We start from the raw sequence: 20,862 nt of genomic DNA on the forward strand, positions 1-20,862 counted from the left end.
CAAAAACATACTATGAAGTTATGGTAAAAATCTATCGTTTACAGTATGAGCAGGTATTAAACACCAGTATGGATGAAGCCTGGCGCTTCTTTTCGCGTGCGGAAAATCTGGAAAAGATCACGCCCGCGTATATGCGTTTTGACATTACATCTCCACAAACGGATAAACCGGTATATGCCGGACAGATCATCACGTATATCATAAGGCCTGTGTTGGGCATTCCTTTGCGCTGGATGACGGAGATCACTCATGTGGTAGAAGGCAGGTATTTTATTGATGAGCAGCGGGAGGGACCTTACCGGATGTGGCATCACCAGCATCATTTTGAGGAAGTACCGGGAGGTGTGAAGATGACAGATATTGTGCATTACTCAATGCCATTAGGTATATTAGGTAAAATCGCCCATGCGTTGTTTGTGCAGCGGCAGTTGCGGGATATCTTTCGTCACCGGCAGGAAGCAGTGGAATCCGTCTTTGGCAGACGCTCATAACAAGAATATGTTATAACAAGAAATTGACGATTCGTAATTAATAGTTTATCTTAGTTTTCTCTTAAACCTATAACAATTTGCAGCAATCAGCTGTCCATATCGACGAGTACATCATCACCGAGCGCTTAATAGCAGGAGACCCCCGCACCCAGGAACGGGTGTATGATCACTATGGGCCTGCATTATACAGTATTATACTACAGGTGGTAGGCGATACCCGCAAGGCGGAAGATGTACTGACGAAAGTTTTCGTCCGGGTCTTCAGGAACATCCACGAGTATAAAGGATCCGGAAACACCACACTATTTGGATGGATGATGCGTGTAGCGCGTGAAATGGCTGTACAGGAAGCTGTAGACACCGAGAATGATCCTCTGGGCAATGAAGTAGCAAAGGCTGACAGCAATCTGCTACAACGATTTTCGAATAAACTGCCTGCACAAAGCCGGACTATTTTTCATTTATGTTATTATAAGGGACTACCAAAAGAAGCTGTGGCTCGTATATTAGGTATACAACCAGACGAGGTTATGAACCATTTGCGGGACATCATGGTTGAATTCAGAAAATTTTTAGGGGAATAATTGGATCTTAATCATTACATACAAAGCGGGATCATCGAAAGTTACGTACTGGGGATCGCCACAGTCAATGAGATGGAAGAGCTGCAGCATATGCGCCGGCTTTATCCTGCATTGAATGCGGAGATCATGGCCGTCGAACGCCGGATCGAGAAAACTGCACTCGCAGAAGCCGTATTCCCTTCTCCATATCTGAAAGAACGCATTTTCCAACGTATCAACTGGCGTGATGATCCTCCACCACCTCATGGAGATGATCAGTCCAGATATACCTTCATCAATATACAATCCAGAGACGGGCAGCATATCACTGTACACAAATGGTGGCGCCTGTTCTTTATCATCACTTTTATTCTTTCCAAAGTATGTTTATTCTTTGCGATCTATTACTACCTCAAGTACCAACAGTCGCAGGAGAGAAAGGCAGAAGAGAAACTACGGTTACATACAGAACAGGTCGTGGGCAATTAAGAATTGTTTCCTTTGATAGGTGAAATTACCTAATTGAGGAAAATAAAACGTTCATTATCAATGTTGTGCTTGCGCTGCATTGTTGTTACCACAATTTTTATTTGGAAATGAATTAGCTTATTTTGACATTTGAAAGCTGGAATGCAGTAGAAGGCACGTTGTTAAGAGAAAACTTTTCTGAAACCATTAGATACCTTATTGCCTTTGGATCTTCACGACTACATAGAAAGTGGCATTATTGAAAGTTACCTGCTTGGGTTGGCATCTGCTGACGAGGTGGCGTTATTTGAGCGTATGCGCAGTCTTTACCCGGAGCTGAATACGGAAGTTGCAACTGTTGAATACAAATTGCAAAAGATCATGGTAGATGATGGCGTGACTCCACCGGCAAAGGTCTGGAACAGAATTGCAGAACGGCTGACACCTCATCATAAAGAAAGTTATTATTCAAAAGCAGGCAGAAGGGGTGAAGCGGACGATCCGCTGACATATGTATTACAGCCCCGTAATAACACCATGACCGTCAGTATCTGGTGGCGTTGTGCGTTCATTGCCTTAGTCGTGGTCGTGATGGCGCTGACAGCCAGTACTTTTTACTTCTATCAGCAGTTCCGTAACATGGAAGAGCGACTGCTGCGTTTATATCCTGCCCAGCCACAACAAGTACAACCAGCCCGTCAATAAGGGATTTGGTACGTTTCTTGTTTTTTCCCACCTTGCGTCCCGTAATGCACTGCGTTACTGACAATTTAAACATCAAATTATTTGAACATGAAACACCTTACACTTGCAGTATTATGCCTGGTAGCATCTGTATTTGCCATATCCTGTAAAACACAGTCTGGCGCCACTAACACAGAACAGAGCGCCAGTGAAGGCTCTGTGAAGGGAAACTGGGTTATAACAGATATCACATTTGACGGTATTCCAAGAGGCTCTAAAGTGACAGTTTTTGACGAAGCGGCAGTGAACTGCTTCAAAGGTAGCCAGTGGATACTGCCAGCCAACAACAACGGTTCTTATACCTTGTCTTCTACAGAGGAAGGTTGTAATACGGCAACTCAATCCATTGTATGGTCTCTTTACAAACAAGGCGGTGGCAGCAGCTTCCAGTTTAAGAAAGTAGGCGGTGGTGTGAAAGCTAAAAATGTAACTGCCGGTTATCGCGTGGACGTTGCTTCACTGACCAGCACTACCATGGTTTGGAGAGCGGCTGTTAACTTTGAAGGTAAAACCGGTTATATCGTATATACCCTGCAGCGTTCATAGTACGTCAGGAGTATACGCTGAAATAAAAAACGCTTAAGATCTTATATGACAGTTGCTGTATAAGATCTTAAGCGTTCCTGTTTTCAGAAACATTTATCCAATCATGCCGGCATCAATATCGCCGGATTGTTCTCCTGCGTGCTGACGTGCATAACGGATGAATAACTGCGCCAGTTTATCCTGTTGGCCTTGCAGATAAATAAAGTGAAATTTCCTGACCAGTCTGAAATTCTTCAGTGGCAATATTTTGAATTCACCTGCTTCCAGTTCTCTTTTTACAGCATGTAGTGAGAGGAATGCTGCACAGGGTGCATGGTGCAGATAAGATTTGATACTTTCTGTACTACCCATGTACATGGCAATCTGAAGATCAGTGAGTTTTAGTTTTAGTCTTTTCAGTTCGTCTGTTATAACTTCCAATGTACCTGAACCCTGTTCACGCATAAGGAGTGGAATAGACTTGAGTTCATTGGCCCCCAGCGGACCTTCCCCGTAATCATACTTTACATTTCCGATCAACGCAATTTCATCTTTCGCAAACTCTACATATTTCAATACCGGATTTTTAGAACGGCCTTCTATCAGTCCTAGTTGGATAGTCTTGTCAAGCAGGGCTTGTTCTACCTGTTCCGTATTGCCGGAAATAAGAGAAGCGGTTACTTCTGAATAACGTTGATTGAACTGCGCCAGTAAAGGGGGAATAAAATACTGTGCAATAGTGGTGCTGGCACCGAGTGATAGCAGACCTCCCTGTTCATGTTTGAGCTGATTGATCTCGTATTCCAGGTTGCGATAACTGGTAAAAATATCATCTGCATGTTTGAGCATAATCTGTCCGGCACGGGTGATCTTGATCTTGTTGCCGATACGTTCAAACAATGCCATACCAAGTTGCTGTTCCAGTTCATGTATATGTTTGGTGACAGCCGGTTGTGAGATGAATAATTCTTCTGCAGCTTTGGTGAAGCTGAGGCGTCTCGCTACTGTGTAAAATACTTTTAGCCTGAAATCCAACATTGGCTAAATGTACGAATAAAAAAAGCGGTTATCCCACCGTGGTGAGATAACCGCCTTTGAAAAGTGTATAGCTGTTGATTATGCCTTTTTCTCTTCAGCTTTCTTTTCTTTATTGTCTTTGAAACGCTTGTCAGGAGTACCGTCTTTCTTCAGTGGTCCTTCTGGTTTCACGCCTTTAGCATCTTTGTTTTCTTTGAAACGTTTGTCAGGGGTACCATCTTTTTTCATCGGACCCTGTGCTTTACCATCTTTGTTTTCCTGATTGTCTTTAAAGCGTTTGTCCGGCGTACCGTCTTTTTTCATTGGTCTGCCGGTAGTGTCCAGTGCTGGCTTGTGTGCTTTCTGACCTGGTTTTTCTGCTCTGTGCTCTGCTTTTGTTTTGTCCTGTGTGCCTGTTGCCGGAGTCTGTGCAACTGCAATGCTAGCACCCATTAAGAATGCTAATACACCTGTAACGATCTTTTTCATCTTCAATGTTATGAATTTGAATGAAAAATTAGGGAATTTTTTAATAAGTAGACACGTTGACTAATAATATTTATTCCCATGTATTAACGTAGTGATTTGCAGTTCATTGAAACGTAGTTCCCGCAAGAGATTGCGTATTGATACGCTTGACAAACCCTTCCTGATGGTGTTACCTTTGTATCACCTGACAAAGTATAGTTAACCCCAAAAGTTTGATAACCCCATCACTTTATTGATGGTTAAAGAGTGTGAATGTTGAAGAAAAGCACAATTCGATTGTCTGACTAACATACAACCCCCTTTATTGATTTATGAGTCATCCTGTTAACCTTGATCAAAAAGGTCTCGCAATTGCGAGACCTTTTTCCTTTTAGTTAGTTTCTACCCACATACCGTTTTCCTTGATCAGGGAGATGAGTTCATCTACGGCGACTTCACTGTTGAGTCCTCGTTTGACTACCTCTTTACCACGATAGAGTGTGATCTTGCCTACACCGCTGCCGACATATCCGAAGTCGGCATCTGCCATTTCTCCGGGGCCATTCACAATACATCCCATGATAGCGATCTTCACGCCTTTGAGGTGATTGGTAACAGCTCTGATCTTAGCGGTGGTTTCCTGCAGGTCAAACAGTGTACGGCCACAGGAAGGGCAGGAAATATATTCTGTCTTCGAGATACGGGTTCTGGTGGCCTGTAATATACCGAAGGCGATATTATTTAATAATGTATGACCGGGAGCCTGTGTACCGGTAGCTTCGCTTACCAGCCAGGTACCATCTCCGAATCCGTCCAGCAGCAATGCGCCCGTTTCTGTCGCATAGTGTATCAGATGTTCATCAGACGAGGTGGCGTCAGCAAAACATTTCAATATAACCGGTTGCCGGATCTGGCGGTCCAGCAGGGTAATGAATGTACGTCTTACTTCCGGCATGGCGTGTTCATTGGAAGAGTGGAGACAGAGAACAATCGTATGATCATTAGCCATCTGCAACAGCAATGCTTCCGGCAGTGCAACACCGGAATTGTGATCGATAAAGTTGATCACAGCAGATCTGTCAGTAGCAAGGAGATATTCTTCCGCCGTGAACAGCGGCATGTACTTTTCCTTGTCTGCTGCGTCCTTCCAGATGTTATGTGGTACAATTACTTTCAGCGTACCGGGTAATGCGAAAGTCAGGAGTTCGCGGGAGAAAATATAATCAGCCGCTGCATCTGCGATATTCCATTTATCGGTATCAGCATTGTAATTATAACCAACAGTCAGCAGATGTTCAGGTGTGATATTGCTGGTGCTGCTGAAGTCAGCTACAACAACGGGAACCTGTTTGCCACCGATATTATTTACCGCAATACTTTCACGGCGTTTGTAATCGAAAGGAGAATAAGGCACCTGTTCAACCGCCGGGATAGGCGTATGATCAGCGCGGGTAGTGTAGCGTTTCACGAGGTCGCGGCATACAGGCAGTTCAAATTCCGGATCTTCTGTGAGGGATACGCGGATCGTGTCGCCAATACCATCTTCCAGCAGTGTACCAATACCAACGGCAGATTTGATACGGCCGTCTTCACCGTCGCCGGCTTCTGTTACCCCCAGATGTAGCGGGTAGCAATGACCCAGCTGATCCTGCATGGTATGTACGAGCAGACGGTAAGCCTGCACCATTACCTGCGGATTGCTGGATTTCATACTCAGTACGATGTTCCTGTAGTTCAGATCTTCTGCAATACGGAGAAATTCCATGGCACTTTCTACCATTCCCATTGGCGTATCGCCATAGCGGCTCATGATACGGTCGCTGAGGGAACCATGGTTGGTACCGATACGCATAGCAGTGCCGTGTTCCTGGCATATTTTCACCAGTGGAGTGAATTGTTTGCGGATACGGTCTATTTCCTCTTCGTATTCGGCATCAGTATATGTGAGTGTTTCGAACTTCTTTTTATCAACGTAATTGCCCGGATTAATACGCACTTTCTCTACAATACGGGCTGCTATTTCAGCGGCATTGGGCGTAAAGTGGATATCTGCTACCAGCGGAGTGGTATATCCTCTTTTGCGCAGCTCATTACGGATAGCCAGCAGGTTTTCCGCTTCCTTTTTACTGGGAGCGGTAATACGTACCAGTTCGGCGCCCGCTTCGATACAACGGATGGCCTGTTCTACAGTTCCCAGAGTATTCATGGTATCTGTAGTGGTCATGGTCTGAATACGTATCGGATTATTATTTCCAATCAGCAGGTCTCCGACCTTTACTTCCAAAGTGGCCAGCCTCTTATATTCTGTCAGTGAATTACTATATAGCTGCATAAAACAATTCCAAATATGGGGCAAAGGTAATGAATAGAATGGCGAATGAGTCAACTGTGCAAGGGGAATTGCATGGGATAGCCGGGGCGTATTTTCCCTTTGCTGATAGCCTGTAGTTTATGTTTCAGCAGGGTCCGGCTGAGTGGCGGAAGCAGGTCGGTGTACAATCTCCCCTGAATGTGGTCATACTCATGCTGAATGATCCGGGCATTCACGCCTGCAAAAGTAGCGGAATGATGCCGGAACTGCTCGTCCTGCCATGAGAGGGAGATGTGCTCAGGTCGGGTGACAAACGCTGATAATCCGGGGATGCTGAGACAGCCTTCTTCTTCCATGCAGGTGGAAATGCCGTAAGCGGTGATCCGCGGATTAATAAATACCTGTCGTAGTGGAGTGGCTTCCAGCCTGTTGTCAACCAGAAATAACCGTAAAGAGACATTGACCTGTGGGGCGGCCAGACCGACGCCACCGGTATTATCCAAAGTCTGCCACATATCAGCAATGAGTTGCGGTAGTCCCGGCGTGGAGGGGTTTAGTTTGGCAGTTTGCTGACGCAGGATGGGTGTGCCGTAGGCTACAATTGGTCTTATCATCTGTTTTTTGGGCAAAGAAAGGCAGGTATCAGGGAGAGAAATAGCATGTTTTGGACAGCTGCATGGGCATAGTATATTTTAGACATCTGTGCCGGGGAAATGGAACCGTTAGACTGATTAGGGTATCTTTACAACGATATGCCTGTAGATTTATTAGCACATATTTTCAATACCCGCTTACCAATGGTTCGGCCGGCGACTGTGCTGGCTGACATTATAGAAGGGTATTACCATGTCAGCTGGGATGGGCGGGAGGAAGATGTATGGGCGAGTCTGGACGGGAGCCCGGTATTGGTCTTTATGCTGAGTGAGCCCTTCAGCTTACATTTCAGGGGTGTACACAACCGGGTGTTCAACAAGGCATTTTTCTGTTGTTATGGGTTGCGGGGGACTTACATCTCTGATATGCCGAAAGGAATGCGGCTATTAGTAGTACGATTTACCAGCAGCGGATTGTTTCAATTGATGCAGCAACCATTGCCGACCAGTATGCCGGCAGCGCTTTGCGGAATAGGAGAGATCTGGGGAAAAGCAGGGGAGATGCTGGCGGAGGCGATCTGTCAGGATCCGGAGTCTTGTCTTGCAGGATTGGAGGCCTTTCTGATGAGCAGGTTGCCTGAATATACAACAGTGAATTATAAGTTACAGTCGGCAGTACAAATGATCAGCGACCAACGCGGACAGTTGTCCGTGTCAGATATCTGTGTGAGTTTGCGTGTGAACTATAAATGGCTGGAGCGCAATTTTATGCAGTGGCTGGGTGTGACCCCAAAAGCCTATCTGGGAAACATGCGTTTCCTGTATGCTTATTTCGGAATGATGAATGGGAAGATGGGACTGACCGGGATAGCACTGGAAAGCGGCTACTACGATCAGAACCATTTTATCAGAGATTGCAGGAAATATACGGGACGTGCGCCCTCGCAGATTACCAGTCTTTATCAACAGGAACAACCTGGCCTTTAGCCTTTTTCATTTTGTCCTGTAGTTTATTTTCTTCCTGTCCCAGTGCCTGCAGTAAGCGTTCGGCTTCCTGTTTATTCATTTTACTTGGCTGTGGTTCAGGTTTCTGGTCCTGCTCGTCTTTATTTTTGTTCTTGTCGTCTTTGTCTTTATTCTCGTCCTGTTTGTTCTTCTGCTGATCTTTGTTTTGCTGATCCTTATTCTGTTGGTCCTGTTGTTTCTTGTCTTTATTCTTATCCTTGTTATCTTTCTTGTCTTTGTTATCTCCACCGCCACCATTCTGTTTCTTCAGCATAGCCTGTGCATAGGCGAGGTTATAGCGGGCCTGTTCATCAGAGGGGTTCAGTTTCAGGGCTTCTTTGTATGCCTTGATGCTTTCTTCCCATTTTTTACCTTCCATGAAAGTATTACCGATGTTGTAGCTGGCGTCTGCTTTGCCTTCGCGGTTAGGCGCCATTTTGAAACTATTGGCATACTGAGAGCGGGCGTCATCATAACGCTTCTGCTCATACAGGGAGTTACCAAGGTTGTAGCGACCTTCTACGGATTGCTGGTTTACTTCCAGCGCTTTTTTATAGTTCGCTTCTGCGTCGGTGTACTGTTTGTTCTTATACAGGTCATTGCCCTTACGGATATATTTATTACCTGTCTGAGCAAAGGAATGCTGGCAGAGGCAGAGCAACAGCCCGGCCATGAGCGCCTGATATGTGAGTGTGCGTTTCGTCATGGTTTTTCTGTAGCGGTAACAACAACGTCAGCGCGTTTGCTGCGTCTGATTTCAGGAATAAAGAATTCAGCAACGAGCAGTATGAGGCTGATAGCCAGAAAATACTGGAAGTAGCTGTTATAATCTGTGAAGATGTTTTCTCCGAATTCTTTCTGCTCCATGCTATCGATCTTCTGTGTCAGTGAGTTGACAACTTCTTCGGTGTTATTGTCCAGATGTTCGTAGATGCCTTTACCGGCAGCTGCGATGGACTTCAATGCTTCTTCGTTCAGTTTGGAAATAACGGTATTTCCTTCTTTATCTTTTTTGTAAGTGCCTGTTTCAGGATCTGGCAGTGGAGAACCGGTTGGTGAACCGATACCGATGGTATTGATGACTACACCGTCTTCGAAAGCAGCACGTGCCTTTGAGATAGCAGCTTCATCATGGTCTTCACCGTCAGAGATGATGATAAGGGACTTATGTTTTCTTTCTTTTTTATTGAAGGCGTCATTCGCTACCTGTATGGCCTGTCCGATAGCGGTACCCTGCGTAGGGATCATATCAGGACTTACGGTAGTAAGGTACATTTTAGCAGCGGAGTAGTCGATGGTCAGGGGCATCTGCAGGTAGGCATTCCCCGCAAATACAACCAGTCCGACACGGTCATTATCCAGTTTGTCAGCCAGTTTTGATATCAGCTGTTTTGCTCTGGTAAGGCGGTCAGGTTTTACGTCACCAGCCAGCATACTTTTACTGACATCGAGTGCGATTACCACATCCACGCCCTTACGCGTGATCTTTTCCATACGGCTGCCCTTCTGAAGGTTTGCCAGTCCGATAGCGCCAAACAGAAAGGCGATAAAGATCAGCAGGAAGCGGAAAGTGAACCGACGACGGGAATAACCGGTGAATAATTTCTCTACAAGAACAGGATCACCGAGCTTACGAATAGAACGTCGTTTCCACCAGGATATACTGAGGAATGCAAGCTGCAATACCAGCAGTAATACCAGTGCCCATAAATATTCGCTGTGTTGAAAACGTAACATCATTCAATAAAGATTTCTGGAGCCGGTATAATTGGAAACCGGACACAAGGATCAAATATAATTTTTTTAGTACGTTTTATGCCATTTACAGGAATGGATTTAGGAGATTTTTAACGCAGAAGGAGAGGAATAAGTCATTTTCGGGGTAGCCGGACAGGAGGGTAGAGGATGATTGAAGGGTAGGATCAGGGGACAGGAGCTGGGAGATTATCAGGTTGTTAAGATGGACCTGACGTGGACTTAAGGTGGACTTGATACGGAGATTTGAAGTACTACTACTCAATATAGTAAAGGGTTTACCGGCTTTTGATTGACAGTGACAAGTATCTGTGTTTCCCATTGGCTTGCAGCTGTTTATGTTATTTGACTAAGGCAATTATATATATGGGTCATAAAAAGACCATAGTCTGGCAGGAAGCTAGCCTGTGCAACTATGGTCCTGTTTATCAGTGGCTGAGGTCCCTGTAAGGGAAGATCAGCAGCTTGTTATTTTCTGATCATTTTTCCGGTTCCTGACTGGAAGATGCAATTGCTTGACACAGGCATCTATTTCATTCCTTTGAAGTATCCGGCGTCTGCCAGTATGTTTCTGAGGATGTTCATGCGTACGGTACGCATGTCCAGTGATTTGTTTTCTGTTTCTATGTTCAGTACAAAGAAGCTTGGGTGGCCGTTTTCTTCAATCCAGCCGGTGATCCAGCCGATTGTTTTTGGTCCGGAGAAGCCCATACCAGTTTTATAGCTCAGCTCATACTCCGGTTTTTTCTCCATGAGCATTACTTGTCTGACATTTTGCATGGTCACTTTATGGAAAGGCAGCTGGTCGAAATACAGCTTCTTGACGAAGCCAAGTTCTTCGTCCGGAGAAATCTGCAGGGAGTTATCCAGCCAGAAGGTGTCGATCTTGCTGATCTTCATATTACCAAACTTGACAGTATCCAGCCAATGTTGCATAACTGGTTTGGTAATGCGGCGGGCTACTTCCTGAAAATAAGGCACGGCTGATACGCGAAAGGCCTGTTGCATGCTCAGGTCACGGTTCCACTCCGGCATATCGCGGGTAACGCCGTCCCATGGAATAACAAAGGAAGTATCTCTGATCACACCTGTTTCCAGACCTACGAGGGCATTGAAGATCTTAAAGGTAGAGGCAGGCAGGAAGCGTTGCTGAGAACGTTCCAGATTATATACTTTAAAGGTACCCTGACTGTTGTTGAACAGCATAAAGCATCCTTCCACCTTGTATTCGGCGAAGTATTTCTCCCAATTCTTTTCGTTTTCAACGTTATTCGGTGCGCAGGCGTTGGCCAAGAAGGCTATCAGCAGGAGTATCCAGCCAGTCTGTTTCATTATGCATTCTTTGTTTAGTGCTGCAAAAGTAGATATTTAGTGGTACAGCACGAAATGACAAAAGGATGCCATGTGGCATCCTTTTGCAGATCTTATATATAAGTAGTTATTTAATTACACCTAATTCCTTACCTACCTTAGTAAAGGCAGTGATTGCCTTATCCAGGTGAGCCTGTTCGTGTGCGGCACTGAGCTGTACGCGGATACGCGCCTGACCTTTTGCCACAACCGGGAAGAAGAAGCCGATCACATAGATACCTTCTTTCAGCAATTTGTCAGCAAACTGCTGGCTGAGTACTGCATCATATAGCATTACAGGAACAATCGGGTGATCACCGGGTTTGATATCGAAACCGGCTTCCGTCATTTTGGTACGGAAGTAACGGGTATTGTATTCCAGTTTATCGCGCAGGGCAGTAGTAGCGCTCAGCATATCCAGCACGGAGATGGATGCGCCCACGATGCTTGGAGCAACAGAGTTGGAGAACAGATAAGGACGGCTACGCTGACGCAGCATGTCGATGATCTCTTTTTTACCGCTGGTGAAACCGCCGGATGCGCCGCCAAGGGCTTTACCCAGTGTACCTGTGATGATGTCGATACGGCCCATTACATTACGGTATTCATGGGTACCGCGGCCGGTTTTACCGAGAAAGCCGGAAGAGTGGCTTTCGTCGATCATTACGATCGCATCATATTTATCAGCCAGATCACAGATTTTGTCCAGCTGGGCGATAGTGCCGTCCATGCTGAAGGAACCGTCTGTAACGATGATACGGCTGCGCAGATGGGCAGATTCCTGGAGTTTAGCTTCCAGATCAGCCATATTATTGTGCTCGTAACGGAAACGCTGTGCTTTACAGAGACGTACACCGTCGATGATAGAAGCATGGTTCAGGGCATCGGAGATGATCGCGTCTTCTTCATTGAACAGTGGTTCAAATACACCACCATTCGCGTCAAACGCTGCTGCGTACAGGATGGTATCTTCTGTACCGAGGAAGGAAGCCAGTTTTTGCTCCAGTTCACGGTGAATATCCTGCGTACCGCAGATAAAGCGTACACTGCTCATACCATATCCGTGAGTGTCAATGGCTTCTTTAGCAGCCTTTACCACATCGGGATGGCTGGAAAGACCCAGGTAGTTATTAGCACAGAAGTTAATAACGGTATTGCCGCCTACCTGAATTTCGGCGCCTTGTTCTGAAGTGATAACTCTCTCATTCTTGAAAAGGCCGGCCGAGCGTATGTCATCCAGCTCCTTTTGGATACGGGTAATGAATTTCTGGTTCATAAATAGCAGATTTTTGTAACCTGGTCAAAGTTATAGGATTAAAAGTATTACGAATCCCGCAGCTATACGGGCATTTGTCACGGAGCATCAAAAAGTTTGACGAGGTTGTAACATTTGGGGACTGCTCTGCGTCATAGTAATGTCTGCCCCTTGTCTCCCCAGCAGGATACTTCCTGAAAGGGGGACTGGCCGAAGGTTGAATTTCCGCGCTATTGAAATGGATGGCTGAGGCTATGCGGGAACTCTCCATCCGGAGTAGCGGGGCTGGCAGAACTGTAACGTACAGGTAAATAGTGTGTTAGAAGTGAGGAAGAGCGATAGCGCGTATTAATAATTGTCGGACATTAGCACTAAAATCCCGCAACACCCGGATGACGGAAAAGGAGTATAATCAATGCGTGGATCTGTACGCGGACAATCTCTTCCGGTTTATTGTTAAAAATTTAGACCATACTGAGGATGCCAGAGATGTTGTACAGAATGCGTTTGAAATATTGTGGAAGCACTGTAAAGATGTGCCTTTTGAGAAAGGCAAGTCATACCTGTTTACTGTAGCGTACCACAATATGATTGACCATGTCCGCAAAGTAAAGCGCATCTCTCTGGTGGATGAGTTTAAAGAGGAAACGAAGATTTCAGAGCAAAGGATCCATGATGCGAAAAAGGTATTGGAGAAAGCGCTGGACCGTTTGACAGATGTACAGCGTTCACTGATATTACTGAAAGATTACGAAGGGTACAGTTACGAAGAGATCGGAGATATCATGAAACTAAACCCTTCACAGGTAAAAGTTTATCTCCATCGGGCCCGGTTACATCTTAAGCAGTATCTGGTCAAAATGGAAAATGTGATCTAGTACAGATCTGGAGAATCGAGTAATATTGCATAATAATTATATGTCTTGATTTGGCAGTAAATATCAACATATCGAACTACGAAGAATTCCTGCTTAGCGCCATTGACGGTGAGTTGACAGGAGAGGAGCGTGCTGCGTTGGAGGCATTCATGGACCTTCATCCGGACATCCGGAAGGAACTGGCCCTGCTGGAATCGACTAAACTGTCGCCGGATACAAGCATGCAGTTTGATGCCAAAGACCTGCTATATCGTAAGTCTGATGTATTGTCAGCTACCAATTACGAGCGCTTCCTGCTGGATTATGTTGATAATGAGTTAAATACGACCGAAAGGACACAGCTGGAGGCATTGATCAGCCAGCATCCGCACATAGAAAAGGAGCTACGTCTCCTGCAGGCAACCCGTTTAACCCCGGATCCTGCTGTAACATTTGAGAACAAAGCATCGCTATACAGGAAGGAAAGGACAAGGGTTCGCCCTCTGTGGTGGTGGAGTGCTGCCGCAGCCGTGGTAGCAGGTCTTTCCTTCTGGCTCATTCCGGGCCAACGTTCAGGAGAACCTGCATCTGTGGCTATAAATCAGGTAAGGGTACAGGACAATTCGTCCTCTTCCGCAACACAACAGACATTACCCGTGCCGCAGGCATCGACGCCATCTGTTGCACAAAATGACAATCCGGTTCCTTCTCAGTCACAGGTGGCTGATAACATCACCAGTGATCCTGCCGGCAAGTTACCGGTAGCCACTGATAAAAACAGGAATACCGCTTTGTCAAACGCCCTCGCCCGCAACAAGGTCTCTGATAAGGAGGTAAACCGTCAGGCACCGGAAACCAACGAAGCAAAGCAGCAGGAGCCCGCTAACCATATTCCTGACACGAGAGCGGTCGCAATCGCCAAGATACCGCAACCGGCATCTACTTCCGGCGAGGTGGTGCAGCAACTGCAGGAAAAGAGTGAACAACAGGAGAAAATACTGGCTGAAAACGCAACCGTTATAGCAGAGAAATCGGCTGCTATGGCCAATGCGACCAAGATCAGTAACGCGGCACCAGAAGCCGCCAGTGCAGCACCGGCTAATGTGAAGGGAGAACTGGTGGTAGCGGTGACTATGAACGGAGACAGTAAACTGCTGAATGGGGTTGCTAATGTAGCCCGGTTCCTGTCCCGTAAAAAGAAATAATCAGGAAGAATGAATTTTTTTGATATGAAGTGTAAAGCTTTACGCTATTTATTGTTACTGCTTATTGTAAGTGTAGGTGCACAGGCCCAGACTGCAGACAGTCTTGTTGAGACGTTCCAGGTAAAAGGACTCATCATCATGAAGGGAAAGGATGCAAAAGGCAAACGTATCTTCAGGGTTTACAATGACACCGCCTATGCGAAAGAAAAGTTGAAGAAGAACCTGCAAACCAGATGGTTTGTCGTGGATCTCGGCTTTAACAACTATATCGACCGCAGCGATTATGGCGGAGCGGTAGCATTATCCTATTACGCAGCACCCAACGGCTATGCTGACAGTTACAGTAAATCCTATACTTATTCTGCTGCCGGCCTCAATACCCTGGCGCCCCGCGGAGGAAGTGCACCACTTACACCTTCGGAGTTCAAGCTGATTACCGGAAAGTCCATCAATGTCAACATCTGGCTTTTCCAGCAAAGGCTGAACGTCTACAAGCATAAGTTAAACCTGATCTATGCGCTGGGTGTCGAAATGAACAACTACCGCTTTGCGAGAAATATCACTTACGTACCGGGTTACCCGACTGAGATCGTAAGAGATAATGTTAACTTCTCTAAAAACAAGTTGTTTGCTGAATACCTGAGCGTACCGCTGATGCTGAACTTTAACAGTAATCCGGCCCGTCCCTCCAGAGCCTTTAAAATGGGCATGGGTGTAATGGGTGGTTATCTTGTGAAAGCCAGAACCAAGCAGATCAGCAGAGAAAGAGGAAAAGAGAAAAAAGTAGATGACTTCAACCTGAATAAATGGAAGCTCAGCCTTACCGGAGATATTGGTTATGGACCTCTTAAACTTTATGGTAATTTCGCGCTGACTCCTTTACATGATTATGGCCTGGAACAGTATCCTTTCTCAATAGGGATACGTTTTAATAGCTTTTAGCGTTTTTTGGGGGATCAAAATCTAAGATGTATGCGTTCTTTTATTGCCTTTCTGGCCTGTACCGGATTTATTGTATGGGCTCATTCATGTGAGAAGAGAATTGTGGGGGTTAAAATTTATGGACACAAACCCGGGGTTACTGAAAATGAAGACGAAGTCCGTTATTCGTCCTTTGATCAATCACATGAGCACCCTTTACTGTTAGCCAATATACAGACACCTGTTGCCCTCGATGCACTGTTTGTTAATGTTCAGTATGGCCCCACTTCGGAACTGGACTGGAAGAAATAGTCCATTGCTCATTTTTTAGTTCCATTTAACAAATTACTGCCCGGACACATCCGGACATTACCATTATATTTGGTAATGTTTATTTTATTTTCAAAAACCAATTCATGAACCTCATTCAAAAAGCAATCTGCTTATTGCTGCTGGCCTGTTCTATGTCCACAATAGCAGGAGCACAACAAAAGAAGTACGAATGGAAAGAGGGCACATCAGGAGGATATACCTATAAGTATATCGTAAATGATCCGATGAAAGCCCGCTTTTACACGCTGAAAAACGGACTCACTGTTATCCTGTCTGTCAACAAAAAAGATCCACGTATTCAGACGCTGATCGGCACACGTGCCGGTAGCAACGACGATCCGGCTGATCACACCGGTCTGGCACACTACCTTGAACACCTGCTGTTCAAAGGTACCCAGCAGTACGGATCACTGGACTGGTCGAAGGAAAAACCTTATCTGGATCAGATCGAAGGGCTGTATGATACTTACAATCATACAACCGGTACTACTGCCCGCAATGCAGTGTATCACAAAATTGACAGCGTATCCGGTCTGGCAGCGAAGTATGCCATCGCCAACGAGTATGACAAACTGATGTCAGGCATGGGCGCTCAGGGTACCAACGCACATACCTGGGTAGAAGAGACCATTTATGAGGAAGATATCCCTTCCAACGTAGTGGACAAATTCCTGACTGTGCAGGCAGAAAGATTCAAAGACCCGGTGTTCCGCCTGTTCCATACAGAACTGGAAGCCGTGTACGAGGAAAAGAACAGAGGTCTGGACAATGACGGTCGTAAGTCTTACGAACTGATGTTATCTACCCTGTTCCCGACCCACAACTATGGTCAGCAGAGCACCATCGGTACCGTAGAACATCTGAAAAACCCTTCCCTGAAGGCAATCCGTGATTTCTACAACACTTACTATGTACCGGGTAACATGGCGGTCGTAATGGCCGGTGATCTGGACCCTGATCAGGTGATCAGACAGGTGGATAAAGCGTTCTCTTACATGCAGGCTAAACCTGTAGTAAGCTACAAAGCGCCTGTTGAGAAGCCAATGACCACGCCAATCGTAAAAGAAGTATTCGGTCCTGACGCTGAAAACGTAATGATCTCCTTCCGTATGCCCGGCGCACTGGATGTAAAATCCACTGTACTGCTGTCTGTTATTTCTGAAGTAATGAACAATGGCAAAGCCGGTCTGTTGGATCTGAACATCAACAAACAGCAGAAAGTACTGAAATCAGGTGCCAGCGTAATGGGATGGAAAGACTATTCCGTGTTTATGCTGAACGGTACCGCCAAACAAGGCCAGACACTGGAAGAAGTAAAAGACCTCTTACTGGGTCAGCTGGATATCCTGAAGAAAGGAGAGTTTGACGAGTCAATGGTAAAAGCGATTGTAAACAACGCGAAACTGGCTGAATTAACCGGTCTGGAAAGCAACAGCACCCGTGCTAATGCATTGATGGACGGCTTCATCAAACACAAAGGAAAGAACTGGGTAACCGACGTTTCTTTCGTGGATGATATGGGCAAGGTAACCAAACAGCAGATCGTTGATTTTGCCAATAAATACTTCGCAAACAACTACGTACTGTTGTACAAACGTAAAGGCGAAGACAAGAATATTCAGAAAGTAGAGAAACCTGCTATTACACCGGTGGAAGTAAACCGTGAAGCACAATCTGCTTTCCTGAAACAGGTCAACGAAATGCCGGCTGCGGCTATTCAACCAATGTGGCTGGATTACGATAAAGATATTCAGAAAGGTAAACTGGGTGCTGCTGATGTGCTGTACGTACAAAACAAAGACAACGGTCTCTTCCGTCTGTACTACCGTTTTGATATGGGTAGCTGGAACAATAAACTGTATCCTCTGGCAGCACAGTATCTTCAGTTCCTCGGTACTGACAAGTATAGTTCCGAGCAGATCAGCAAAGAGTTCTATAACATCGCCTGTAATTTCAATGTTTCTACCGGTACAGACGCAACTACACTCAGCGTTACAGGTCTGCAGGAAAACTTTGATAAAGCAGTGAGTCTGTTTGAACACCTGCTGAAAAACTGCCAGCCAAATGAACAGGCACTTACCGCATTAAAAGGACGTATCGGAAAGAGCCGTTCAGATGCAAAACTGAATAAGGGTAATATCCTGAAAGGACTTGCCAGCTATGGTATGTATGGTGCTAAAAACCCATTCAACAACCAGTTGAGCCAGACAGATCTGGATGGTGTTACTGCACAGCAACTGACAGACCTCCTGCATGGTTTGCCTGAATATCAGCATATGGTGATCTATTATGGTCCGCAGACCTTAGAAGCTGCTATTGCTGCTATCACTAAACAACACCAGATATCTGCTTCACCAAAAGCAGTACCTGCGCCGGTGAAATTTGATAAGATTACACAGGATAAAAATCAGGTGTTATTTACTGACTATGACATGGTACAGTCAGAAGTGAACTGGATCAGAAACGGTGGTACTTACAATCCTGAAACAACTGCACTGGTAAGCGTGTTTAACGGTTACTTCGGCGGAAACATGGGTTCTATCGTATTCCAGACTATCCGTGAGTCAAAAGCACTCGCTTACTCTACTTATGCTTACTATGCGGTGCCTGACAAGAAAGACAGCCGCTATTCTATGATCGCATACGTAGGTAGTCAGGCAGATAAGATGAATGATGCGATCGGTGGCATGAATGAACTGCTGAATGAGATGCCTCGTTCTGATAAAGGTTTCCAGACGGCAAAACTGAGTCTGAAACAAGATATCGAAACCGAGCGTATCACACAGGATGGTATCATCTTCAGTTACCTCGCTGCTAAAAAGCTGGGACTGGATACGGATTATCGTAAAACTGTCTATGCACAGATCGATGGTATTACCTTCGACAATGTGAAACAGTTCCATGATCAGAACATTGCCAACAAGCCTTATACTTATTGTATCATGGCTTCAGAAAAGAAAGTAAATCCTGACGATCTGAAGAAGTATGGCGATGTGAAAGTCGTTACACTGGAAGAGATTTTCGGATACTAATCATATAGCGGTATAGCCGTTTTTTTTAAGAACCGTCCGGTTCCGTTCAGCTGAAAGTTGAACGGAAATTCCGGATGGTTCTTTATTTTTGCGATCTATTTTTTTACGCGCTGCAATAATGCATTGACAGCCAACGTTAACTAAATTGCAAAATCCCTGTGAAAATGAATCGCTATTGCTTGTTGATGCTCCTGGTGCTGACTGTGACCGTATCAGGATTTACTTTTAAAGGAGGTGACGAAGATTATCTGTATGAAGTGAAATTACACCCTGGCAACATTGATCCTGATAAAATATTTTTGTTGGTGGACAAGAGTGATTACCGGATGTACTTATATGAGGATGTTACCTTAAGAAAAATTTATAAAGTAGTATTTGGTAACAAAGACCAATCAGATAAGAGACAAGAAGGAGATCGCCTGACGCCTGAGGGTACATTTCATATACTGAGTAAAAGAACGGACAAACTCTGGAACCGTTTTATGCTCCTCGATTATCCGAACGAAGCTTCCTGGAATAAATTTCATGAGTTACAGAGTGCAGGCGCATTGCCAGCAGGTGCTACCCCGGTGGTGGTATTGGTATACACGGTGTAGAATGGAACTCCGGTATACGTGACAATTACGTCGAAGGACGCATTAACTGGACGCTCGGATGCGTGAGTATGAAGAATGCCGATGTCAGTGAACTATACGATATTATCAAAGTAGGAACACCTGTTGTAATAAGACGTTGATCCCTGTATTGCACATTGCAGTGTGTCTTATTACCTTTATTATAAGCAACGAATTCGAAGATCTTACATGCTGAATTTTGATGAACAACAGTGCCGTTTTGGCCTCATGCCGGGAGCATTGTAGTGATGTCTGGCCTATGGTCTGGCATCATGAACTATCATAAAGGCGGGTATTGGTCTTGTGAGGCACACTTCATTCGGGTGGAGTGTGCTTTTTTTTATGTCATCTATTGCAGGAAGCTTTTAACCGCTGCTTTCCATTTCTCTCCCTCATTACGGCAGAATGACTGATGACCTGATTGCTCAAAGATGATCAGCTTCTTTTTACGTGTGCCCAATTGACGATAGACACTGGTGGTTTCCTGACGGGTCACCCGGTTATCTTTTGTACCCCAGCATACAAGGGCCGGCATATTAATACTTTGGGCATAATCAGAAGGATTATGGCTGAATCCCCAGAAGCCATTCTCAATACCACCCCAGAAGGTGAGCAGTTCCGCAAGTGGCGTACCCGGCAGACTCACTGCACGCATTCTCCCTTTAACAGCATCTGTAAGCCTTGCAAAGGAGCATTCAAGGATAACCTTATCAGGATGCAGATGATAGGTCGGAACAGCCCTTAAAATAGCAGCAGCACCCATACTTACTCCCCAGAGTACAATGTGTTTTTCTCCTTTCTGCTGTACGAAGTTATAAGCCAACATTACATCTTCAGCCTCTTTATAACCGATAGTACAGACATCACCCTGACTATTACCGTGTGCGCGGAAATCCATTAACAGTGTATTATAACCAAGCTGACGGAAATAAGCCGCTTCAGGGATTGGACCATCTTTACCGCCATTGTAACCGTGAAAGAGAATGACAGTACCTTTTGCATTTGATCGCGGGATCCACCATCCTTCCAGTTCAAGACCGTTGGAGGTTTCCACATGTATCGTTTCGTAAGGGACTTCCGGTTTGTGTCTGATAGAAGACTTCGAAAGACGTACACCTAACAGCACCATCTTAGCTTTTTCGAAGATACTCATCTGTTCCGGTTGCTGGTGTTTGTTGGCAAATGCGCCGGCAGCATAAAAGTGAGTGAATTTCCACGCATGGAATGCGGCCACTATATTCAACAGGAGAAACAAAACAAGAAAAATCCGCAGGGTACGTTTCAGCAACTTCATGGTGTAAAAGTATAAAAAGCGGATGTATCATTTCAAGGATACACCCGCTTTTATCATGAAA

General features: G+C 45.3%; 22 protein-coding genes. 13 read left to right on the top strand and 9 right to left on the bottom strand.

Annotation, left to right across the window (positions count from 1 at the left end):
* Window positions 1–20 precede the first annotated feature (20 nt).
* The 5 genes from FEF09_RS01535 to FEF09_RS01555 all read left to right on the top strand — a co-directional run bounded on the left by FEF09_RS01535 (window position 21) and on the right by FEF09_RS01555 (window position 2,812).
* Window positions 21–491 carry an SRPBCC family protein gene (locus FEF09_RS01535; protein WP_146303219.1) on the top strand — a complete coding sequence of 157 codons (471 nt, stop codon included), beginning with the start codon at window positions 21–23 and terminating at the stop codon, window positions 489–491.
* A 77-nt stretch (window positions 492–568) separates the two neighbouring features.
* Window positions 569–1,075 carry an RNA polymerase sigma factor gene (locus FEF09_RS01540; RefSeq protein ID WP_146303221.1) on the top strand — a complete coding sequence of 169 codons (507 nt, stop codon included), beginning with the start codon at window positions 569–571 and terminating at the stop codon, window positions 1,073–1,075.
* Window positions 1,076–1,543 (top strand): hypothetical protein, encoded by a 468-nt coding sequence (locus tag FEF09_RS01545; RefSeq protein ID WP_146303223.1) that lies wholly within the window; start codon window positions 1,076–1,078, stop codon window positions 1,541–1,543.
* A 204-nt stretch (window positions 1,544–1,747) separates the two neighbouring features.
* Window positions 1,748–2,227 (top strand): hypothetical protein, encoded by a 480-nt coding sequence (locus FEF09_RS01550; RefSeq protein ID WP_146303225.1) that lies wholly within the window; start codon window positions 1,748–1,750, stop codon window positions 2,225–2,227.
* 87 nt (window positions 2,228–2,314) lie between these two features.
* Window positions 2,315–2,812, top strand: coding sequence for a lipocalin family protein (locus FEF09_RS01555; RefSeq protein WP_146303227.1), 498 nt, complete (start codon window positions 2,315–2,317; stop codon window positions 2,810–2,812).
* Between the two features lie 93 nt (window positions 2,813–2,905).
* Here the strand turns inward: FEF09_RS01555 and FEF09_RS01560 are convergent, their stop codons facing one another.
* The 4 genes from FEF09_RS01560 to def all read right to left on the bottom strand — a co-directional run bounded on the left by FEF09_RS01560 (window position 2,906) and on the right by def (window position 7,201).
* A complete protein-coding gene (locus tag FEF09_RS01560; RefSeq protein WP_146303229.1) occupies window positions 2,906–3,829 on the bottom strand; it encodes a LysR substrate-binding domain-containing protein in 924 nt (307 codons plus the stop codon).
* 78 nt (window positions 3,830–3,907) lie between these two features.
* On the bottom strand, window positions 3,908–4,297 hold the full coding sequence (locus FEF09_RS01565; protein ID WP_146303231.1) for a hypothetical protein: 390 nt from the start codon (window positions 4,295–4,297) through the stop codon (window positions 3,908–3,910).
* Between the two features lie 370 nt (window positions 4,298–4,667).
* A complete protein-coding gene (gene ispG / locus FEF09_RS01570; RefSeq protein ID WP_146303233.1) occupies window positions 4,668–6,608 on the bottom strand; it encodes a (E)-4-hydroxy-3-methylbut-2-enyl-diphosphate synthase in 1,941 nt (646 codons plus the stop codon).
* Between the two features lie 50 nt (window positions 6,609–6,658).
* Window positions 6,659–7,201 carry a peptide deformylase gene (gene def / locus FEF09_RS01575; protein ID WP_146303235.1) on the bottom strand — a complete coding sequence of 181 codons (543 nt, stop codon included), beginning with the start codon at window positions 7,199–7,201 and terminating at the stop codon, window positions 6,659–6,661.
* A gap of 138 nt (window positions 7,202–7,339) precedes the next feature.
* On the opposite strand from def, the gene FEF09_RS01580 reads away from it, so the two are divergent.
* Complete coding sequence (locus tag FEF09_RS01580; protein WP_146303237.1) at window positions 7,340–8,167, top strand: helix-turn-helix domain-containing protein; 828 nt, start codon at window positions 7,340–7,342, stop codon at window positions 8,165–8,167.
* Here FEF09_RS01580 and FEF09_RS01585 read toward each other — a convergent pair.
* From FEF09_RS01585 to kbl, 4 genes are all read right to left on the bottom strand, one after another.
* Window positions 8,130–8,891, bottom strand: coding sequence for a tetratricopeptide repeat protein (locus tag FEF09_RS01585; RefSeq protein ID WP_222596904.1), 762 nt, complete (start codon window positions 8,889–8,891; stop codon window positions 8,130–8,132). The genes FEF09_RS01580 and FEF09_RS01585 overlap by 38 nt on opposite strands.
* The gene (locus FEF09_RS01590; RefSeq protein ID WP_146303239.1) at window positions 8,888–9,925 is read right to left on the bottom strand and encodes a VWA domain-containing protein; all 1,038 of its coding nucleotides are present in this window, start codon (window positions 9,923–9,925) and stop codon (window positions 8,888–8,890) included. Before FEF09_RS01590 ends, FEF09_RS01585 begins: the two co-directional genes overlap by 4 nt.
* Window positions 9,926–10,468: 543 nt before the next feature.
* Window positions 10,469–11,272, bottom strand: a complete 804-nt coding sequence (gene blaOXA, locus FEF09_RS01595; RefSeq protein ID WP_146303241.1) for a class D beta-lactamase — start codon at window positions 11,270–11,272, stop codon at window positions 10,469–10,471.
* A gap of 106 nt (window positions 11,273–11,378) precedes the next feature.
* The gene (gene kbl, locus FEF09_RS01600; protein WP_146303243.1) at window positions 11,379–12,566 is read right to left on the bottom strand and encodes a glycine C-acetyltransferase; all 1,188 of its coding nucleotides are present in this window, start codon (window positions 12,564–12,566) and stop codon (window positions 11,379–11,381) included.
* 371 nt (window positions 12,567–12,937) lie between these two features.
* On the opposite strand from kbl, the gene FEF09_RS01605 reads away from it, so the two are divergent.
* The 7 genes from FEF09_RS01605 (at window position 12,938) to FEF09_RS34655 (ending at window position 19,629) form a co-directional block, all read left to right on the top strand.
* A complete protein-coding gene (locus FEF09_RS01605) occupies window positions 12,938–13,423 on the top strand; it encodes an RNA polymerase sigma factor (protein WP_012788583.1) in 486 nt (161 codons plus the stop codon).
* Between the two features lie 50 nt (window positions 13,424–13,473).
* Window positions 13,474–14,607 carry a hypothetical protein gene (locus FEF09_RS01610; RefSeq protein ID WP_146303245.1) on the top strand — a complete coding sequence of 378 codons (1,134 nt, stop codon included), beginning with the start codon at window positions 13,474–13,476 and terminating at the stop codon, window positions 14,605–14,607.
* Window positions 14,608–14,631: 24 nt separating this feature from the next.
* The gene (locus tag FEF09_RS01615; RefSeq protein WP_186774147.1) at window positions 14,632–15,549 is read left to right on the top strand and encodes an outer membrane beta-barrel protein; all 918 of its coding nucleotides are present in this window, start codon (window positions 14,632–14,634) and stop codon (window positions 15,547–15,549) included.
* A gap of 30 nt (window positions 15,550–15,579) precedes the next feature.
* Window positions 15,580–15,840, top strand: a complete 261-nt coding sequence (locus tag FEF09_RS01620; RefSeq protein ID WP_146303249.1) for a hypothetical protein — start codon at window positions 15,580–15,582, stop codon at window positions 15,838–15,840.
* 104 nt (window positions 15,841–15,944) lie between these two features.
* Window positions 15,945–18,893 (top strand): M16 family metallopeptidase, encoded by a 2,949-nt coding sequence (locus tag FEF09_RS01625; RefSeq protein ID WP_146303251.1) that lies wholly within the window; start codon window positions 15,945–15,947, stop codon window positions 18,891–18,893.
* Window positions 18,894–19,057: 164 nt separating this feature from the next.
* Window positions 19,058–19,489 (top strand): L,D-transpeptidase, encoded by a 432-nt coding sequence (locus FEF09_RS01630; protein WP_146303253.1) that lies wholly within the window; start codon window positions 19,058–19,060, stop codon window positions 19,487–19,489.
* Window positions 19,490–19,503: 14 nt separating this feature from the next.
* Window positions 19,504–19,629, top strand: a complete 126-nt coding sequence (locus FEF09_RS34655) for a L,D-transpeptidase family protein (RefSeq protein ID WP_409994844.1) — start codon at window positions 19,504–19,506, stop codon at window positions 19,627–19,629.
* 227 nt (window positions 19,630–19,856) lie between these two features.
* Here the strand turns inward: FEF09_RS34655 and FEF09_RS01640 are convergent, their stop codons facing one another.
* A complete protein-coding gene (locus FEF09_RS01640; protein ID WP_146303255.1) occupies window positions 19,857–20,801 on the bottom strand; it encodes an alpha/beta hydrolase in 945 nt (314 codons plus the stop codon).
* Window positions 20,802–20,862 lie beyond the last annotated feature (61 nt).

It is taken from the genome of Chitinophaga pinensis (assembly GCF_007896845.1).
GTDB classification, from domain to species: Bacteria; Bacteroidota; Bacteroidia; order Chitinophagales; family Chitinophagaceae; genus Chitinophaga; species Chitinophaga pinensis_C.

What these genes read in the sequence shown, in the direction of transcription:
- ispG (WP_146303233.1), bottom strand. Translation starts at nt 6,608, where the DNA reads ATGCAGCTATATAGTAATTCACTGACAGAATATAAGAGGCTGGCCACT.
- FEF09_RS01615 (WP_186774147.1), top strand. Translation starts at nt 14,632, where the DNA reads ATGAAGTGTAAAGCTTTACGCTATTTATTGTTACTGCTTATTGTAAGT.
- kbl (WP_146303243.1), bottom strand. Translation starts at nt 12,566, where the DNA reads ATGAACCAGAAATTCATTACCCGTATCCAAAAGGAGCTGGATGACATA.
- FEF09_RS01535 (WP_146303219.1), top strand. Translation starts at nt 21, where the DNA reads ATGGTAAAAATCTATCGTTTACAGTATGAGCAGGTATTAAACACCAGT.
- FEF09_RS01640 (WP_146303255.1), bottom strand. Translation starts at nt 20,801, where the DNA reads ATGAAGTTGCTGAAACGTACCCTGCGGATTTTTCTTGTTTTGTTTCTC.
- FEF09_RS01580 (WP_146303237.1), top strand. Translation starts at nt 7,340, where the DNA reads ATGCCTGTAGATTTATTAGCACATATTTTCAATACCCGCTTACCAATG.
- FEF09_RS01585 (WP_222596904.1), bottom strand. Translation starts at nt 8,891, where the DNA reads ATGACGAAACGCACACTCACATATCAGGCGCTCATGGCCGGGCTGTTG.
- def (WP_146303235.1), bottom strand. Translation starts at nt 7,201, where the DNA reads ATGATAAGACCAATTGTAGCCTACGGCACACCCATCCTGCGTCAGCAA.
- FEF09_RS01590 (WP_146303239.1), bottom strand. Translation starts at nt 9,925, where the DNA reads ATGATGTTACGTTTTCAACACAGCGAATATTTATGGGCACTGGTATTA.
- FEF09_RS01625 (WP_146303251.1), top strand. Translation starts at nt 15,945, where the DNA reads ATGAACCTCATTCAAAAAGCAATCTGCTTATTGCTGCTGGCCTGTTCT.
- FEF09_RS01620 (WP_146303249.1), top strand. Translation starts at nt 15,580, where the DNA reads ATGCGTTCTTTTATTGCCTTTCTGGCCTGTACCGGATTTATTGTATGG.
- FEF09_RS01605 (WP_012788583.1), top strand. Translation starts at nt 12,938, where the DNA reads ATGACGGAAAAGGAGTATAATCAATGCGTGGATCTGTACGCGGACAAT.
- FEF09_RS01630 (WP_146303253.1), top strand. Translation starts at nt 19,058, where the DNA reads ATGAATCGCTATTGCTTGTTGATGCTCCTGGTGCTGACTGTGACCGTA.
- blaOXA (WP_146303241.1), bottom strand. Translation starts at nt 11,272, where the DNA reads ATGAAACAGACTGGCTGGATACTCCTGCTGATAGCCTTCTTGGCCAAC.
- FEF09_RS01565 (WP_146303231.1), bottom strand. Translation starts at nt 4,297, where the DNA reads ATGAAAAAGATCGTTACAGGTGTATTAGCATTCTTAATGGGTGCTAGC.
- FEF09_RS01560 (WP_146303229.1), bottom strand. Translation starts at nt 3,829, where the DNA reads ATGTTGGATTTCAGGCTAAAAGTATTTTACACAGTAGCGAGACGCCTC.
- FEF09_RS01555 (WP_146303227.1), top strand. Translation starts at nt 2,315, where the DNA reads ATGAAACACCTTACACTTGCAGTATTATGCCTGGTAGCATCTGTATTT.